Source organism: Pseudomonas batumici (assembly GCF_000820515.1).
GTDB classification, from domain to species: domain Bacteria; phylum Pseudomonadota; class Gammaproteobacteria; order Pseudomonadales; family Pseudomonadaceae; genus Aquipseudomonas; species Aquipseudomonas batumici.
On record NZ_JXDG01000068.1, the window covers coordinates 272,322 to 289,697 of the forward strand.

Below are 17,376 nucleotides of genomic sequence, written 5' to 3' on the forward strand. Positions count from 1 at the left end.
ACCATGACAGAAGTTGCCCTCATCGATGCAACCCCGCACACCCCGTCTGTGGTCCGGCTGCTGCTCGACAAGCTCGCCATCCGCTATAGCGAGGTGCTGGACCATCCTGGTCTACCGGCCGCGCGCAAGGTCCAGGCCGTGCTGCTCGACGATGCGGTCGGCGCACTCATGGTCCTGTTTCCCCAGGACCAACTGCTGGATCTCAATCGCCTGACCGAACTGACCGGTCGGCGGCTGACGGCCGTGCCCACCGAACGCATGGAACGCATGCTCGGCAAACACAGCCTGCACCTGCTGCCGGGCCTGCCCGGGCTGACCAGTTCGCCGTGCCTGTACGAAGAGCAACTACTGCGTGAACCGAGCCTGCTGATCAACTCCGGCGAAGCCGGCCTGCTGCTGGAAATTGCCAGCGACGACTTCAAGAGCATGCTGAGCAAGGCCAGCGCCGCGAGTTTCGGCGAGCCTGTGGCCGGCATCCGCCCCAACCTCGACCGCCCGCATGATGACCGCGAGGAAATCACCCAGGCGGTACAAGCCTTCACCGCGCGGCGTATCCAGCAGCGCCTGGAAGAGACCATCGAGATTCCGCCGTTGGCGGAAACCGCGCAAAAGATCATCAAGTTGCGGGTCGATCCCAACGCGACCATCGACGACATCACCGGCGTGGTCGAAACCGATCCGGCGCTGGCGGCCCAGGTGGTGAGTTGGGCGGCCTCGCCCTACTACGCCTCGCCGGGCAAGATTCGCTCGGTGGAGGACGCCATTGTCCGCGTGCTGGGTTTCGACCTGGTGATCAACCTGGCGCTGGGCCTGGCCCTGGGCAAGACCTTGAGCCTGCCCAAGGACCACCCGCAACACAGCACGCCCTACTGGCAGCAATCGATCTACACCGCCGCGGTGATCGAAGGCCTGACCCGCGCCATGCCGCGCGCCCAGCGCCCGGAAGGCGGCCTGACCTACCTCGCCGGGTTGCTGCACAACTTCGGCTACCTGCTGCTGGCCCACGTCTTCCCGCCGCATTTCTCGCTGATCTGCCGGCACCTGGAGGTCAACCCGCACCTGTGCCACAGCTACATCGAGCAGCACCTGCTGGGCATCAGCCGCGAGCAGATCGGCGGCTGGCTGATGCGTTACTGGGACATGCCGGAGGAACTCTCCACCGCGCTGCGCTTCCAGCATGACCCGGGCTACGACGGCGACTATGCCGCCTATCCGAACCTGGTGTGCCTGGCGGTGCGTCTGCTGCGCAGTCGCAATATCGGCTCGGGCCCGGACGAAGAGATTCCGGATGCCTTGCTGGAACGCCTGGGGCTGACCCGCGACAAGGCCGATGATGTGGTCAACAAGGTGCTGGAAGCCGAAGTACTGCTGCGCGAACTGGCTTCGCAGTTCAGCCAGGGCTGAGACGCCTAAGGGGCTTCATTGTAGGAGCGAGCTTGCTCGCGATGGACGTCAACGATAACGCGGGGCATCTGATACCCCACGGTGCCTGGACTACCATCGCGAGCAAGCTCGCTCCTACAGGTTTACCCGTTCGCCCAGCAAACCTGGGCTTCAGGCCTTCTTTTTCTTCGGCTTGAGGTACTTCATCAACCCCTGGAACCACATCACCAGCGCCGGATTGCCCTTGATCTGGACCGACTTGTCCTGAATCCCCGTCATGAATGCCAGTTGCTTGTTCTTCGCCTGCAACGTGGCGAAGCCATAGGCGGCATCCTTGAAGGCAATGGCAAACGCAGGCTCCGGATAAGTCCCGGACTGGCTGTTGATGCGCTGATCCTTGACGATGAAGTGACGGGCGACCTTGCCGTCCAGGGTCTGCAGCTGGAACACCAGGGCCTTGTCGGCCAGTTGCTGCTGGAAGGCGGGGTTATTGCGGCTGGCCCGGGCCATCAACAGGCCCATTGCCCAGAGAAGAAAGCGAAATTTCATGCACACAGCCTCGGCAGAAAAGATAAACAGCCGGCGCAGTGTAGCGCTTTACCTGAAGAACGCCACCGATCTCCCACTTTACCCGGGAGATCGGCTGGCGTTTAACGCTTATACCAACAAATTGTCAGACGATCCGCCACTCACGCGTTCGGGCAAGGAACCGGTGCCCAGTCGCCCAGGTCCGGGTTCTTGCACATGCTGTTGACCTGCGACTGGCCACTGCTGGCCACATCCTGGCTCGCAGCTTTCTTGGCGTTGGCGTCCTGCAGCGTCTTCTCGGTGGCTACCGCTTCCTTAGGCACGGTCGGCAGCACCGGCTTCTTCGCCACTTTCGCCTTCTTGCCCTTGGTGGTGGTCGGCGCGACAACCGGGGTGGTGTCGGCGGTCGCCACGGTGACCACGTCGGTACGCTGCACGCCGACCTGCTGCAGGTCCTTCTCATAGGCCTGGGTATAGTTGTTCAGGTCTTCGGCGGCACGCCCGTTCACCGCGACGATCAGGTCGTTGGACTCTTTCAGGCCAGAGACGATTTCCGCCAGGCGCTTGCGGCCTTCGGCATCACCGATGGTCTTGGCCTTGCGCGCCGAGACCAGGCTGGCGAACTCACGCTGGTAGCAGCTCTGCGACGCCTTGGCATAAGCCGTGTTGCGATCCATGTCGGCGGCGCTTTTGTTGATGTCCTGGGCATAGGAGCCGATACGCTGGTTATCGTCGGCGATCTGCTTCTGCTTCTCGGTGTAGTAACCCGCCGCGCCACCCGCCAGGGCACCGCCGGCGGCGCCGATGGCGGCATTACGTCCGCGCTTGGCAGGGTCATCGCCGGTCAGCGCGCCAAGGGCGGCACCGCCCAGGGCACCAATCACCGCGCCGGTGGCGATCGACTTGGTCATGTCCGAATCAGTGGCACGCAGGTGCTGCACCGGCTCGTAGCAGGTCGGGTAGTACTCGACCTTGGTGGTCGCACCGACTTTCGAGGTCGGCGAAGTGGCGCAACCGCCCATCAGCACGGTGCTGAATCCGGCGGCTACCCACAGCGCGGCACGGCACTTGGAGGTCGATACAAGGGGTTTGCTGGTGAAGATCATGTTCGTATTCCCTTTTTTGGTTTGACTTGCCCGGTACGGCACCCTGCCGTCCGAGTCCCCTCTACGCTCGCCGGATACCGACCGCTCATGACTGCTGGGCGGTCGATGCGAGCAACGCTTTCAAGATCGCCGCCGGGTCGGCCCGCTGTTGCTTGCGGTAATCTCCGACATGACGAACGAACAAGGTCGCCCGTGCCACCAGGCTATGGCCGAGCACGGGTTTGCGATTGAGTTCTTCCTTGACCCGCTGGAACTGCGCCTGGATCACCGCATCGGTGTAGCGCGTGGCCGTTGCCAGGTTGTCGATATAGATCGCCACCGCGCCGTCCAGCGCGCTGGTACCATTCTCGATGGCGACGGCGAACAGCTTGGCGCCAGCCTCATCCTTGGCATCCAGGGCCTGCTGGCGACTCTTCTTCAGGTTGGTCAGGCGAATGTTGTAGTTGTTGACGGTCTCGGCCACCAGGGCCGCCGACTGGATCAGGTTGCCGGCGGCCTCTTCACGCTGGCGGGCGATCAGCGAGACGTTGCGCTTGAGCTCCTCGTTGACCAGCCCCAGCTCGGCCTGCAGCTTCGGGTCGGTGCTGGCGGAAATGATCCCGTCCAGGCGCTTGGTCGGGTCCTGGGCGTCGTCGATGGCGTCGGTCAGGGAAGCCAGCCGGCCCTCCTGCTGCCACTGGCTGAACAGCTCCTTGTAGCGCGAGCGCGGCGCCGAGAGCGCCCCCACGGCCACCCGAAAACCGGTGGTCTCGTTGCTCTGCTCGGTGCCATCGGCGGCGAACAGCGGGTACTCGCGGCGCATGCCGGTAAACAGCGTGCCTTCGCCCTCCAGGTAGTTGCCGCCCTTGACCACGAAACCGCCGTAGGTGCCCTGGCGCCGCCCGGCATGCACCAGCTGGAACGACTCCTGGACCATCTGCGCGGCGTTGCCTATCACGTCGAACATACCGATGGGGTTGGGCAGCTTGGTGCCGATCGGCATCAGCCGCGCCGCCTGGCCGGTACCGCCGGCCACCTGGTTGAACACCGCGTAGTCGGACAGCGGTCCATCGCTGTCGCTGCCCGGTGCCCGCCGCGGAAACAGGCGCCCTTCCAGGTCCTGGCGACTGACCGCCTGGGCACCCCGGGCGGCGAACTCCCACTCGACTTCGGTGGGCAGGCGGACAAAGCCCAGGCCGCCGTCCTCGGCCGCCGAGCCACGGCCGCTGACCGGCAGCAGGTCGCGGTGATATTTCATCAGCCAGGCGCTGTAGACCGCCGAGAAACGCTCGGCGTCGAACCGCGACACCTTGACCTTGGGCAGACGCCCGGCGACACCACTCGGCGCCTCGCAGGCCGGCGCCGGCTCGCCGCTGGCCAGGGCTTGGGCCTGGGCCATCACCAGGGCGTACTGGCGGGCCGTCACCGGGTACTTGCCGATGAAATAGAACATCGGCTTGAGCGGCGAGTCGGCGTCGGTCTTCGGCAAGGTCGGGGCAATGGATTTCTGCCAGGGGTCGGGCAGGTCCTTGAGGGTGAACTGACCGTTGATGAAGTCCCGGCGATAACCGGAAATGAACGACTGCTTGTACCCCGGCTCGTCCTCGCTGAAGGGGTAGCCCAGGCTGATCTCACGGTCGTCGAGGGTGCCGCGCGCCAGCACATAGACCGCGCGAAAGACCATCTCGCCCTCGCAGGGCAGCGGCAGGCTGATGTCATCGGCCAAGGGCTTGGGGTTGTCCAGCTTTTCACTGTCCTCATCGGCCCGCGCCCAGGCGCCCAGGCACAGGGAAACGACGAGAACCGCCAGGGCCGCGCTGCGCAACTTATACATCTCTGATTCCTTCCGAAGCTTCTATCCGCGCCACGCGCCAGCCCCCCAGGGCAGCAGCCAGGGCACAGACCACCAACACGGTAAAAAGTGCCAGCAGGTAATGCGGCAACAGCAGGTGACTGGCGTACTCGCCGGCCGCCTGCACGAACAAACGGTTCAGGCCCCACTCCGCCAAGCTGTAGAGCACGCCGCTCAACAGCGCCGCCAACAGGCCGCTGTAGAGCGCTTGCAGCACCACGAACAGCAGCAGCGCGGCGGTGCCGAGACCCAGCAGGCGCAGCACCGACAACTCGCGGCGCTTGCGCTCCACCGCCGCCAGGGCGCCGGCGAAGATCGCCGCGAAGGCACCGCCCAGCGCCAGGGTGGCGATGACCCAGAACACGATGGCCAGGTTGCGGCTCAAGGACTGCACCTGGGCGATGGCCTGGGCCTGGGTCGCGACCAGCAGGTTGCGCTCGACGAAATAACGCCGCAGCGGTTCGACATCGGTCAGCCCCCGGGCATACAGACGAAACCCCGGATAGACCCGCTGCGCGGCGGTGCCCGCCGGCTCACCGACCCAGCCGAGCACCGGCACGCCACGACCGTCGCGATAGTCCTCGGCGGCTTCCAACAGGCCCAGCGGGGCGAACAGCGCGTCGCGCTCGAAGGCTTCCAGCGGCAACACCGCCTGCACCTGGATCTGCGTCTGACGACTTTCCAGGCGACCGGCCACCTGCCGACCGAAAGACACCTGCAACCAGTCGCCAGCCCTCACCCCGAGTTTCTCCGCCGCCGTCTGGCTGAGCAGCATCGCCGCCAGGCCCGCCGGTGCGGGCAAGTTCCCGAGCAGGGGGTCACCGTCGGCGGTGGGCAGCATCTCCACATTGACCACCGGCCCCTGGGCGCTGGCCGACAGGTCGGCGGTCGCCGCGATCTGCCGGGTACGCGGCAGGGCAAAGGCGACGTCCTCACGCTGCCCCAGCCCGGCGATAAACGCCGCACTGAAACGCCCGCCGCCCAGGGGAATGATCTCGCGCACCGTCGGGTCGCGCTCCAGGCGTTCGGTGAGGCTGCTGACCAGGCCGAACTTGAGGCCGAACAGCACCAGCAACGGCGCGATCACCGCCACCAGCGCCAGCACCGCACAGGCCGACAGCCGCCAGTCGGCGCGATAATCCTGCCAGGCCAGGCCGGCAACCAGGGCCGTGCGGGTCATGGCGTCACCGCCAGGGTCGCGGTGACACCGCCGTCGCCATCGCGCTGGCAGGCAATCCGCAGCACCGGCACACCCAACTCGCGCACCAGGGCTTCGTCATGGGTCGCGATGACGCAACAGGCGCCCTGCTCCCGGGCCTGGCTCAGCAGCAACTGCATGACCCGTCCGGCATTCAGCGGATCGAGGGCTGCAGTGGGTTCGTCGGCCAGCAGCAGCCGTGGCCCATGGGCCAGGGCCCGGGCGCAACTGACCCGCTGGCGCTGGCCCACCGACAGGGCCTGGGGCTTCTTCTCCAGTTGATCGGCGATTTCCAGTTGCTCGGCGAGCCGCCGGACGCTGCCGTCGTCCTTCAGGCCCAGCAGTTGGCGCGACAAGGCGATATTCCCGCGCACATCGAGAAAGCCCAGCAGGCCGCCGGTCTGCAGCACATAGCCGAGCTGCCGGCTGCGCAGGGCCGCCAGGCGATCGTGCCGGCCCTGGCGCCAGAGCGCGGCGATATCCAGCGCGCCGGCCGGATCGTCGTAGACAAACAGGCCCGCCCGGTCGGGCGCCAGGACCAGCGCCAGCAGATCGAGCAAGGTGCTCTTGCCGCAACCGCTGGGCCCCACCACCGCCCATTGCTCGCCGGGCGCCAAGCTCAGGCGCGGCACCTCCAGGCTGTAGCGCTGGGCCCCCTCGCCCCGCGTCTTGCGCACTTCTCGCAGACTGATCATCACGGCAGCGTCGACAAAGGCACGCGGTACAGCGCATCGCCCGGCTCGGCATCGCCGAACCGGACCCAGTTGGCCACATCGTTGTGGAAGGTTTCGTAGAGGTGGATCTTCGAGTCCAGTTCGTCGATGAAGTCTTCCTGTTCGGCCACACTCAGCGACAGCCAGAGGTCCTGGGTCATGTTCAACGACTTGCTGCGGTACGGCAGGCCTTCCAGGTACTCGCCGAGGATGCCGCCGTCGGCCAGGTTGCCGCCCTTGCGCAGGGCCTGCGGATCGCGGCTCATGTAGGCACTGGCGCTGGCGATTTCCTGGAAGAAGTCCTTAGGCGAGGTCTGGGTCTTGCGCGCCGCGTCGACGATCAGTTTCAACGACTGTTGCAGTTCGTTGAGTTGCAGCTTGGTCAGCATCACGCAGACCTGGAACGCCGGCAGCGCCGGGTTGGTCAGGTCGCGGTCGGCGGTCCAGGCGCTGACCAGCTGCGGCGCCTGGCTGGCCGCCTTGTGGCCGAGGAAATCCATCTGCATGGCATAACCGATGGCCGCCGACTTGTCCGCCAGGCTCGGCGAGGCGGCCAGCAGCGGCACGGCCTGGGTCTGGTTGCTGCGCACCTGGTGCACCAGGTTGGCGAACACCGAACCGATCTCGCCGACCCGTTCACCGAGCTTGTGCACGTCGCCGCCCTGGACCGGGATATACAAATCGCCGATCTGCGGGTTGGCGTCGGCAGTCAGGGTCCGGTACTGCTGCTCGGCGAAGGCATGGTTCTTCTTCCCGGCATCGGTGCGCAGGTGCAACGCGTAGATCTTGATCTGCTTGCCCAGCGCGGCCTGGCGGATCTCCGCTTCGTTCATCCGGGTGCTGCTGTAGGGGTCGTTCTTGCGCAATGAACCGGCATCGGTGACCAGCAGGATCAGCCGGCCGCCGTAGCCCGACCAGTCCATGCCGTCGACCGCCTGCATGACCCCGGCGAAGGAGTCCTCGTTGAACGAATGACTCGAGATCGTCGACGCCTCCACTTGCCGTGCCAGCTCCAGGAAGCGCTCGGGGTCGCGACCCTGGTCGAGGGTCACCATGGTCTTGGTCAGGTACTCCAGGCCCGGGGTTTTCTGGACATTGTTGCGGAAACCCACCAGGCCGAAGCTCACGCTGTCCAGCTCGCCACGCTGGGCAATCTGGCTTTGCAGCTCGTGGACCACGTCGCGGACCTGATCGATGTACGGCTGCATCGATTCCGTGGTGTCCACCACCAGCACGATGGCCGTGCGGAAACTATCGGCGGCGGGCGCCGGTGCGGCGCCATTGCCGAGGGCTTTCGGCGTGCTGCCGGGGTCGATGGAGGCGACATTCAGCAACTGCACCGGCTGGCCGTTCTCATCCAGGCTTTCGCGCGAATCGAAGATCGGCAGCAGGTAGAACTGGTTCTGCGGCACAGCGCTGGCGGCCGGCTCCAGGGCCAGCACGCGCTGATCGTCCTGCGGGTTTTTCTGCGCATTGAGCAGCAGGTTCTTCGCCGCCGACGGGTTGGCCAGCAGCTTGTCGATATCGGTGGCGTCACGCAGGAACATCACCGGCGCCCGCCCGGAGCGCTCGGTGAATTTCAGCACCAGGCTCTGCTTCCAGTCGCTGACCGCATCCTGTGGCAGCCAGCCTTCGCTGCGACCATCGCTGGCCGCGCCGACCCGCAGCCAGACGCTGCCGTCGACGGTCTTGCGCTGGTAGACGTACAGCACCGAGAACGCCGGCAGCGGCTTGTCCGGCTTGGCTCCCGGCTCGCTGGAAAAGCTCGCGCCGGGTTTGCTCAGGACCCGCTGGAACAGGGTCTTCTTGCCAACCATCAACAAGGGGCGCTGGCCACCGTCGCTGTCCACCGCCACGGGCTGGGCGACAGCGGGCGACTGCACCGGCAGCGGGTTCGAGGTCGGAGGTGGATTCGACGGCGGCGTCTTTTTCGCCGGCAACTGCGCGACCGTGCTGGGCGCGGCGGGATGCTTCGCACCACCCAGCCACCAGTAACCGGCGCCCGCCAAGCCGAGGGCGGCGGCCACCGCCACGGCGACCAGCGTCAGCACCGGACCGCGCCGTTGTGCGGATTCGGCAGAGCGGTCGAGAACCGGCGTCGGAGCGGGTCGCGATGGCGGCACGGGTGGCGGGGTTGGCGAAGGTGCCGGCACAGCCGTGGGAATCTCGATCGACACCGGCGTCAGTCCGCCCAGGTCGCTGGCCGGCGGCGTCACCGCGGCTATCGCCAAAGGCTGGAGCAAGGTCGCGTCGAGGTTTTCCGCCGGCAGGTTGTCCAGCGCCCGCAGCAAGGCCGCCGCATCCGGGAAACGCTCCGCCGGGTCCTTGGCCAGCAGCCGGCGCAGGATTTCCTGGTAGCGCCCATGCTGGATCGGCAACTCCGGCAGCGGCTCGGTCAGGTGCGCCAGGGCCGTGGACAGCGCATCGGTGCCGCTGTAGGGCAACTTGCCGACGAGGATTTCATAGAGCACCACCCCCAGCGCATACAGGTCGGCACGTCCGTCGAGCTCCTGGCCGCGGGCCTGCTCCGGGCTCATGTAGCTCGGCGTGCCCACGGCAAACCCGGCCTGGGTGAACTGGGTCCGGTCGTCCAGCGACTTGGCGATGCCGAAGTCCGAGAGCACTGCCGTGCCGTCGGCGCGGAACAGGATGTTGGCCGGCTTGACGTCACGGTGCACCAGCCCCTGGGCATGGGCATAGCCCAGGGCCGAGGCGATCTGGCGGACATACACCAAGCCCTGCTCCGGGCTCAGTCCCGCCGCGATCCGCTCCTTGAGCGTGCCGTTGGGCAGGTATTCCATGGCCATGTAGTACAGCTCGCCGACATTGCCGATGTCGTGGATGGTCACGGTGTTCGGATGCGACAGCCGCGCCAGGGTCCGGCCTTCGCGCAGGAAGCGCTCGCAGAAGGTCGGGTCGGCGGCCAGCGCGGCCGCCATCACTTTCAGCGCCACCTTGCGCTCCAGCGACCGTTGGGTCGCCAGATAGACGGTAGCCATGGCGCCTTCGCCAATGACTGCGCCTATATCGAATCCGGGAATCAGAATGTCCATGTGTGCGGGGTCTTCAGGTGGCTTTGACGACGATGGCCGTGATGTTGTCCGGAGCGCCCCGGGTCAGCCCCAGGTGCACCAGGCTGCGAACCACGTCGTAGGGGTCGGCATGGACGAGCACGTCGCGGATCTCGGCGTCTTCGGCGGTCTTGTTCAGGCCGTCGCTGCACAACAGGTAGGTGTCGCCGGGCAGCACCTGGAACGGGACCATCGACAACTCCAGGTGCGCCTCCACGCCGATGGCCCGGGTGACGATGTTCGCCCGTGGATGCACCCGCGCCTCGGCCTCGCTGAGCAGGCCGCTGTCCTGCAGGTCCTGGACGTAGCTGTGATCGCGCGAGATGCCCTCCAACTGACCGTCGCGCAGGCGGTAGAGGCGGCTGTCGCCGGCCCACAGGCAGACGCCCTCGGCCCCGCGCACGGCCATCAGCACCACGGTGCTGCCCATCATCGCCACGCCGCGGTTGGCGGTTTCCTCGCGCACGGCGGCATTGACCTCGGCCAGGCGCATGCGCAGGGCCGTGGTGTAGATCGCCAGGGAGTCCGAGGGCGGAATGACCCGCAGGCTGTCGACAATCAGGCTGCTGACGTAGTCTCCCGCCGCATGCCCGCCCATGCCGTCGGCCACCACCCAGAGCCCGGCGCCGGGCAGCTCCAGGAAGGCGTCCTCGTTGATCTGGCGGACCATGCCGACATGGCTGTAGCTGGCCGACTGGTAAGTGATTGCAGGTGCGTGAGCCATCTAGATCGATACCCCCTTGCCCAAGAGGAAACTGCCGAAATCGGCGGTCGCCGGCAGACCCGCGCAGCGCATCAGGCCCGCCTCGATCCGTTGCGAGCCACGCCCCCACCAGAGGCTGCTGCCGACACAGGCCTGCTCGGCCAGGGCGCCGGCGCGGCTCGACGCGTCGAGCGCAGCCAGGCGCTGCAACCCGGCGAACTCGCTGCAGGGCGCCTTGTTGGCGAACGGCAGGCCACCCAGGTCCTGGATGGCCTGGTCGAACGCCTCGAAACCGGCGCCCTCTTCCAGCGTCGCCAGCAACAGGGCCTCCGCTTGCTCGAACCAGGCATCCGCACCGCCGACCACCGCCGCCAGGGCATGCCCGGGATCGAGGGGCTGGGCCACGGTCAGCGGAAAGTAGCGGCCGACCCGGTCGATGCTCGGCATCAACACCCCGGCCACCGCGTCCGGTCCGCAGACGCCCGGCGCCAGCACGAAGCGCCAGAGCGGGCTGACCAGGTACACGTTCAACCAATCAGCCCCCAGTTGCTGCTGGCTGGCGAGCAACCCCGAGGCCAGCCAGGCATCCCAGGGCTGGATGAAACTCTGCGGCAGGCCGCGGCTGACAAAGTCGCCGCGACTGGCCAGCTTGCCGTAGAAACCCACCGTCGTCATAACCGCTCCGGTAGGCTGAAGCCGCTGAGCACGCGGCTCTTGAAGGGGTTGAAGGCACTGCTGGCGCGCAGTTCGTAGGAGATGCTCGCGCCGTCCACCCGCAGCCGCAGGTTGAAACGATCCGGCGAGTTGCCGGCCACCAGGTCCGATTGCTCCAGCAGGCGGAACCAGGCCCAGGGTCCGTCCAGGGTGATCCCGGAGCGCCCGCTGCTCGACGGCGGCGTGATCGACAAACGCACCACACCGACGCTGCCGGGGTTCGGCCATTGCATCGCCACCGGCCGGCTCGGGCCATGGTCATAGCCGACCTGCTGACCGTCGAGTTCAAGCTGGAACTGGGTGATGGACGCGTCCATCGCCACCGGCTTGAGTTCGAAACGCACGGTCGGCTGGGTGCCACCGGAGCGGAAGAACGCATCGCGAATCGCCGCGGCACGCTGGAAGGTCTGCAACACACCCGGCGCAATGCCGAGTTTCTGTGCCGCCCCCGGCTGCCAGCGCCAGGGGGTCGCCGAGGTGTCGACATAGGGCTGCAGGTACTTGCGGAAATAGTTGTCCATCACCCCGCCGACCCCGAAGAACAGGCCGAAGTCCTCCAGCGTCGCATCCCGGGCACTGCCGGGCGCCAGCGGATAACGGCCGCTGAGGGATTGCCGATAGACGTTGACCACTTCGCTGGTCCAGGCCGCGTTCAGTTGGTTACGCACCCCGCCCATCATGCTGTTGGTGGTGGAGCTGACCACCGACTTGACCAACCCCTGTACCAGCGGTGGCTGGCGTTCGGCGTTCAGGCTGACCCGCGTGGCGGCGGCCGAGGCCTGGTTCTTCGCCTCGCCGAGCAGCGCATCGCCACTGGCGCCGGACATGGCGCTGACCTGCACATAGAGCGCATTGAGGTCCGCCAGCAAGGCGTCGATGGCCGCCGGCTCGCCTTCGCCCTTGTTGACCAGGGCGTTGAGCTCGGCGAAGTGCGCGCTCACCGGGTCCTGGGTCTCCACCGGCGCGGCGCTGTTGCCCGCTGCCTGTTCCTGGCCGAGCAGGGAACCCAGGCGTTGCTTGAGCTGGTCGACATTACCCGCGACCGGCTTGCCCTGGGCCGCCAGCAGGCGTTCTTCCTGTTGCAGATCGGTCTCCTTGGACACCGCCACCAGCAGCTTCTTCAGCGGCGAGGTCGGACCGGAAAGCACCCGCAGCACGTCGGAAGCCTGGGCCACGCTGGTGATGGGCACGAAGTCGATATCGGCGAGCAAGGCATCCCACTGGCGCAGGTAGTCCTGGAAATACAGGCGCCGCACATCCGCCGCCAGGCTGGCGACATTCTGCTGTTCGGCCGCGTCGCGGCCCAGCACCCACTGTTCCTCGGCCACGGTATTGGCCTGGTTCAGGCTGGCCAGCAGGAAGGCCTGGCGATAACCCTTGGCGGTGAAGAAACCGCTCAGGGGATCGCCCAGGGGCTTGCCGCTCTTGCGGCTGAACACCAGCGCCGCATCACGCCCGGCGGCCTCGTTCAGGCGGAAGTCCGGCACGCCTTCCGGCAGCTTCTGGCGCTTGACCCGGTCATAGACCCGCTGCGCCACCGGCAGTTGTTGCAGTTGGCGACGCAGGTCGTCGATCAGTCGTTCGTCCAGCCGGGCATTCGGCGGACGGCGCTCGAACAGGGCTTGCAGATGTTCACCGAGGGCCACGCGCTGCTCCGGCGGCAAATCCCGTGGCAGGCTGCGGTCCCAGTCGAGGGCAATCCAGGCCTTGATGAACTGCGGGTCGTAATGCTCGTTGTCGGCCAGCATCAGGTAGGCTTTCAAGCCTTCGTAGAGGAAGTCCGAATTGCCGCCGCTGTGCAGTTGCTCCTCGACCCGTGTCAGCAGACGCGGCGCGAACACCGCGATCAGCAACTTGCGATAGACGCTGGCGGACTCGGCTTCGAGCATGTCGCCCTGGTACAGGCCCAGGCCTTCGGCCCAGCCCGGCGCATCGCCGGCCAGGTGCTTGACCGCATTGAGCAACGGCAGCACCGCCAGCACATCGCGTTGCGCCGGGCTGAGGTTCTGCACGCTCTGGCCCAGGGGCGCGACCTTCTGGTCGACCTGGGCGATATAGGCCTCGTTGGCGCGGAAGCTCACCCACCAGAGCGTACCGACCACCAGCACCACCGCCATCGTGGCCGCCAGCACCCCGCGCGCCAGCCATTTGCGCCGCTGTTCAACCTTGGGGTTGACCCCCACCAGCCCGCGCTCGGCGAAGGCCACGGCGGTGAACAACTTCTCGATGAAGTAGCTGCGCCCGGTGCCGCTCTGCCGTGCCAGCTGCTGGCGGTCCAGGTTCATGCTCTGGGCCATGGCGCCGATCAGGCGGTCGATGGGACTGCCTTCCTGGGTGCCGCTGGTGAAGTACACGCCGCGCAGCAAGGCACGATCTTCATAGGCATTGGGTTTGAACACGCCGTCGAGGAAATCCTGCAAGCACGCCTTCAACGCCCCGAACTGCTGCGGGAAACCGTAGATCAGGTCGCGCCGCGCCGGATCGCGTTCCTGTTGCAGACGTTCCACCAGCCGCGCATTGAGGCGCTGCTCGAGCCCGGCGAACTCGTCGCGGAACCGCACCAGCGGACCTTCGGCGTTCTTGCCGTCGTCCAGGTCGAAGGTCATGCCCCAGACCTGGGCCCGCTCTTCCTTGCTCAAGGCGTCGAAGAACTCCATGAACCCCGGCACCAGGTCGAGCTTGGTCAGCATCAGGTAGATCGGGAAGCGCACGCCCAGTTGGGTATACAGCTCCTGGATACGAGCGCGGATCGCCGTAGCATGGGCCGCGCGCTCGGCGTCGGTGCTGAGCAGCAGGTCCGACAGGCTGATGGCGATGAAGGCGCCGTCGATGGGCCGCCGCGAGCGCTGGGTTTTCAGCAGGTCGAGGAAACCCAGCCAGGCCGCCTTGTCCACCTGGGCATGGCTGTCCTGGGTGGTGTAGCGGCCGGCGGTGTCCAGCAGCACGGCTTGGTCGGTGAACCACCAGTCGCAGTTGCGCGTACCGCCGACACCGCGAATCGCCCCGGCGCCGAACTGCGCAGCCAAGGGGAAATGCAGCCCGGAGTTCACCAGCGCGGTGGTCTTGCCCGAACCTGGCGGACCGATGATCACGTACCACGGCAGCTCGTACAGGTTGCGGCGCTCGTCACCGCCGAGCTTGGCTTTCTTGAGCAACGCCAGGGCCTCGGCCATGCGCTGGCGCAGGGTCGCCAGTTCTTCGGCGGTGGCGACACTGGCGGGGTCCGGCGGCGTTTCCGCGGCCAGGCTCTGCAGGACCCTGGCCGCCTGGCGCCGGGCCTGGATCAGGCGGAACACGCGGTAGGCGATCCACACCGCGAAAATCAACACGATCAGCGCCCAGCGCCGACCTTCCGGCACCAGCATTTCCAGCAACGGGCCGACAAACCAGATAATCAGGCTGAGGGCGATCAACCCCAACAGCGGGATGACCCAGCGAATGACAAAACCGAAAAACGCCTTCACTCGACTCCCTCCGCCAAGACTGTGATTTCCACCCGACGATTCTTCGCCCGGCCCTCGGCCGTGGCGTTCGAGGCCAGCGGCTCGGTGTCGCTGCGCCCCTCGGCGCTGAAGCGTTCCGGCTGGCCGGTCTTCGCCGCCAGGATCTGCAACACCTGCTCGGCCCGGGCCTGGGACAGCGCCCAGTTGGACGGGAAGCGCAGGGTCGCGATAGGTCGGTTGTCGCTGTGGCCGGTGATCCGCACCTGGCCCTTCACTTTGCGAATGGCGTCGGCGATGCGCAGCATCAGCGGCTGGTAGTCGTCGACGATGCTGGAGCTGGCCGAAGCGAAGAGTTCGTCGCCGCGAATGGTCACCACCGAGCGGTCGACCTTGTCTTCCACCGCGACCTTGCCGGCCTTGATGTCATCGGCGAGGAAACCGGCCAGGCGCGGCCGCTCCACCACCTTGGGCTGGACCACCGGACGGTCGATGGTCTGCACCGGGATCTCGCCCAGGGCATGGATATTGCGAAACACCGGTTCGGCGTCGGCGGCCAGCTTCAGGCGCAGGCCGAACAGCAGGACCAGCAACAGCGCCAGGCCGATGGCGATGCCGACCCAGGGCGGCATGAACTGGCTCAGGCGATCACGCACCACCGCCAGCCCGCGCCAGTGCGGCGACAGCTCGCGCTCATACTCGCCGCGGGCACTGCGGATCGCCGCGCTGGTGCGCTCGCGCAGGGCATCGAGCTGGCTGCGCCCGTCGATCATCACCCGATAGCGGCCTTCGAAGCCCAGGCAGATGCACAGGTACAACAGCTCCAGCAGGTACAGGCGCTCGCGCGGACTTTGCAGGCAATGATCGAGCAACTGGAAGACCTTCTCGCCGCCCCAGGCCTCGTTGTGCACGGTGATCAGCAGGCTCTGCTTGCCCCAGTCGCCGGCACTGCCCCAAGGCGTGCTCAATACCGCCTCGTCGAGGGCGGTACAGAGCGCATAGCGCGCCAGCAACACATCGTTGCGGACCATACCGGCGCTTTCGGCGCGCTCCTCGAACTGCCGCAGGTAGGCCAGCAACTGCGCCCGCAGGCTGGCCGGTGCCGGATGGGCAATGGTGTTGCGCAGGCGCGTGAGCAGCGCCAGCAAGGGCCCGGCGGCACTCTCCAGCGGGTTCAGGCCCTGTGACTGGCCGACCGGCAGCGGCGCGGCCGGCATCGACAGCGGCGCCACCGGTTCGGCCCGGGCAGCCTCCGGCGCGCGGCCACCGGGGCGCGGCATGAACTGGGTACGGTCATTGGCGGGCAGCGACTGGCCCGATGCATCATCGTTGGCATTCATCGCGGCTTATCCTCGGATGGCCCAGAAGGCCAGGTTCAAGCCGGGAAACTCGCCAGCGACATGGAAGGCGAAACCGCCGGAGTTCACCAGTTGCTTCCAGTGCTCACTGCCCCGGTCGAGTTCGTAGTAGGTGGACCCGGCATGGAACGGAATCTGCCGCGGCGCCACCGGCAGCGGTAACAGGCCGATACCCGGCAATTGCAGGTTGACCAGGTCGCGGATGTGCTCCACCGAACCGATCTTGCTCTGCTGGGCGAAGCGACCGCGCAGGGTTTCGCTGGGGATATCGGCGCGCACCACCAGGATGAAGCTGGCGCTGTCGATCAGGCTGCGGTCCGCGAGCATCGCCACGTGGATGCCATAGGCTTTCTCGACAATCGGAATCGGCGTCGCCTTGCTGTCGATCAGCATCGACAGGGCTTCGCGCAGGGCCTGCATGACCGGGGCGAAGCTCAACGCCAGGTCATCGTGTTGATACGCAGGGAACGCGGCCGGGCGCCGACCGCTGCTGGAAAAGGTGGAAAACTCGCCGGCCAGGCTCACCAGCTCGCTGTACAGACGTTCCGGGTGCAAGGGGCTGATCTGGTTCAGGTGGCCGATCAGCGGCTGGGCGCGGTTGACCAGTTGCAGCAGCATGAAATCGGCGATTTCCGAGGCGCCGCCGGCCCCCGAGGCCACCACGCGCCCGGCCAGGGCTTCGCCACGCTGGTGCAGCAGGCCCAGCAGCTCGCTGCGAAATGCCGTCAGCGGCTTGCTCGCCGCCACATCGAGCACCGGCGGCACATAGCTGTCATCAAGGACCAGGGCCCGATCGGCGCGCTTTTCCTTGACCCGCACCAGCCCGATGGCGGCGTAATCGCCCAGGCCATCCGCGGCGGTCAACAGACGCAGGGCCCGCGAACCCAAGGCCACCGGCGCGCGGTTCTCGAACGGCGCGTTGTCGTCACGCACTTCGCGGACCTGGCTCAGGTAGCGCGCCCCGCCCAGTTCCTCGCCTTCGTCGACGGTGTCCCGCGAGCCGGCGCGCTTGAGCGGCAAGGCCAGGTAGACCAGGCCGTCGCGCAGGTGCTCGTCGATGGTCAGCGGGCTCGGCGCGAGGTCATCGTGGGGGATGTTGAAGGGTGTGCCGTCCGGCAGCAGGCCCCGGGCCGAGACGATGGCCAGCTTGCCCTGGGCCAGCAGGCCCTGGTCAATCAGCAGCTCGGAAAAACCCCAGGCGCCGACGGCCAATGGCCGGCTGCGGGCATCGATCAGGTTTTCCAGATAACGGTCATGCTGCTGGAAGTGCTGCGTTCCGATGAACATGCCTTCCGACCAGACCACTCGATTGTTCCAGGACATGGCTTCTC

12 protein-coding genes are annotated in these 17,376 nt (G+C 66.7%); 1 reads left to right on the forward strand and 11 read right to left on the reverse strand.

Features of this window, described 5'->3' with window-relative positions; genetic code table 11:
- Positions 1-3: 3 nt before the first annotated feature.
- Positions 4-1,404, forward strand: coding sequence for an aminoacyl-tRNA deacylase and HDOD domain-containing protein (locus tag UCMB321_RS26880; protein ID WP_040071720.1), 1,401 nt, complete (start codon positions 4-6; stop codon positions 1,402-1,404).
- A 150-nt stretch (positions 1,405-1,554) separates the two neighbouring features.
- Here UCMB321_RS26880 and UCMB321_RS26885 read toward each other — a convergent pair whose 3' ends face one another.
- From UCMB321_RS26885 to tssK, 11 genes are all read right to left on the reverse strand, one after another.
- Positions 1,555-1,932 (reverse strand): SCP2 sterol-binding domain-containing protein, encoded by a 378-nt coding sequence (locus tag UCMB321_RS26885; protein WP_040071721.1) that lies wholly within the window; start codon positions 1,930-1,932, stop codon positions 1,555-1,557.
- Positions 1,933-2,072: 140 nt separating this feature from the next.
- The gene (tagQ, locus tag UCMB321_RS26890; RefSeq protein ID WP_040071722.1) at positions 2,073-3,017 is read right to left on the reverse strand and encodes a type VI secretion system-associated lipoprotein TagQ; all 945 of its coding nucleotides are present in this window, start codon (positions 3,015-3,017) and stop codon (positions 2,073-2,075) included.
- Between the two features lie 85 nt (positions 3,018-3,102).
- Positions 3,103-4,830 (reverse strand): formylglycine-generating enzyme family protein, encoded by a 1,728-nt coding sequence (locus tag UCMB321_RS26895; protein WP_040071723.1) that lies wholly within the window; start codon positions 4,828-4,830, stop codon positions 3,103-3,105.
- Complete coding sequence (locus tag UCMB321_RS26900) at positions 4,823-6,028, reverse strand: FtsX-like permease family protein (RefSeq protein WP_040071724.1); 1,206 nt, start codon at positions 6,026-6,028, stop codon at positions 4,823-4,825. Before UCMB321_RS26900 ends, UCMB321_RS26895 begins: the two co-directional genes overlap by 8 nt.
- Positions 6,025-6,741: an ABC transporter ATP-binding protein gene (locus UCMB321_RS26905; protein WP_040071725.1), complete on the reverse strand. Its 717-nt coding sequence runs from the start codon at positions 6,739-6,741 to the stop codon at positions 6,025-6,027. The genes UCMB321_RS26900 and UCMB321_RS26905 overlap by 4 nt, the downstream gene beginning before the upstream one ends.
- Positions 6,741-9,812, reverse strand: a complete 3,072-nt coding sequence (locus tag UCMB321_RS26910; protein ID WP_040071726.1) for a serine/threonine-protein kinase — start codon at positions 9,810-9,812, stop codon at positions 6,741-6,743. Before UCMB321_RS26910 ends, UCMB321_RS26905 begins: the two co-directional genes overlap by 1 nt.
- A 13-nt stretch (positions 9,813-9,825) precedes the next feature.
- Positions 9,826-10,554, reverse strand: a complete 729-nt coding sequence (locus UCMB321_RS26915; protein WP_040071727.1) for a PP2C family protein-serine/threonine phosphatase — start codon at positions 10,552-10,554, stop codon at positions 9,826-9,828.
- Entirely contained in the window at positions 10,555-11,208 is a 654-nt protein-coding gene (gene tagF, locus UCMB321_RS26920) for a type VI secretion system-associated protein TagF (protein ID WP_040071728.1), read from the reverse strand.
- Entirely contained in the window at positions 11,205-14,711 is a 3,507-nt protein-coding gene (tssM, locus tag UCMB321_RS26925; protein WP_040071729.1) for a type VI secretion system membrane subunit TssM, read from the reverse strand. Before tssM ends, tagF begins: the two co-directional genes overlap by 4 nt.
- The gene (locus tag UCMB321_RS26930; protein WP_040071730.1) at positions 14,708-16,027 is read right to left on the reverse strand and encodes a DotU family type VI secretion system protein; all 1,320 of its coding nucleotides are present in this window, start codon (positions 16,025-16,027) and stop codon (positions 14,708-14,710) included. The genes tssM and UCMB321_RS26930 overlap by 4 nt, the downstream gene beginning before the upstream one ends.
- Before the next feature lie 6 nt (positions 16,028-16,033).
- Entirely contained in the window at positions 16,034-17,368 is a 1,335-nt protein-coding gene (gene tssK, locus UCMB321_RS26935) for a type VI secretion system baseplate subunit TssK (RefSeq protein ID WP_040071731.1), read from the reverse strand.
- Positions 17,369-17,376 lie beyond the last annotated feature (8 nt).

What these genes read in the sequence shown, in the direction of transcription:
- UCMB321_RS26885 (WP_040071721.1), bottom strand. Translation starts at nt 1,932, where the DNA reads ATGAAATTTCGCTTTCTTCTCTGGGCAATGGGCCTGTTGATGGCCCGG.
- UCMB321_RS26915 (WP_040071727.1), bottom strand. Translation starts at nt 10,554, where the DNA reads ATGGCTCACGCACCTGCAATCACTTACCAGTCGGCCAGCTACAGCCAT.
- UCMB321_RS26910 (WP_040071726.1), bottom strand. Translation starts at nt 9,812, where the DNA reads ATGGACATTCTGATTCCCGGATTCGATATAGGCGCAGTCATTGGCGAA.
- UCMB321_RS26930 (WP_040071730.1), bottom strand. Translation starts at nt 16,027, where the DNA reads ATGAATGCCAACGATGATGCATCGGGCCAGTCGCTGCCCGCCAATGAC.
- UCMB321_RS26905 (WP_040071725.1), bottom strand. Translation starts at nt 6,741, where the DNA reads ATGATCAGTCTGCGAGAAGTGCGCAAGACGCGGGGCGAGGGGGCCCAG.
- UCMB321_RS26895 (WP_040071723.1), bottom strand. Translation starts at nt 4,830, where the DNA reads ATGTATAAGTTGCGCAGCGCGGCCCTGGCGGTTCTCGTCGTTTCCCTG.
- UCMB321_RS26900 (WP_040071724.1), bottom strand. Translation starts at nt 6,028, where the DNA reads ATGACCCGCACGGCCCTGGTTGCCGGCCTGGCCTGGCAGGATTATCGC.
- tssK (WP_040071731.1), bottom strand. Translation starts at nt 17,368, where the DNA reads ATGTCCTGGAACAATCGAGTGGTCTGGTCGGAAGGCATGTTCATCGGA.
- UCMB321_RS26880 (WP_040071720.1), top strand. Translation starts at nt 4, where the DNA reads ATGACAGAAGTTGCCCTCATCGATGCAACCCCGCACACCCCGTCTGTG.
- tagQ (WP_040071722.1), bottom strand. Translation starts at nt 3,017, where the DNA reads ATGATCTTCACCAGCAAACCCCTTGTATCGACCTCCAAGTGCCGTGCC.
- tagF (WP_040071728.1), bottom strand. Translation starts at nt 11,208, where the DNA reads ATGACGACGGTGGGTTTCTACGGCAAGCTGGCCAGTCGCGGCGACTTT.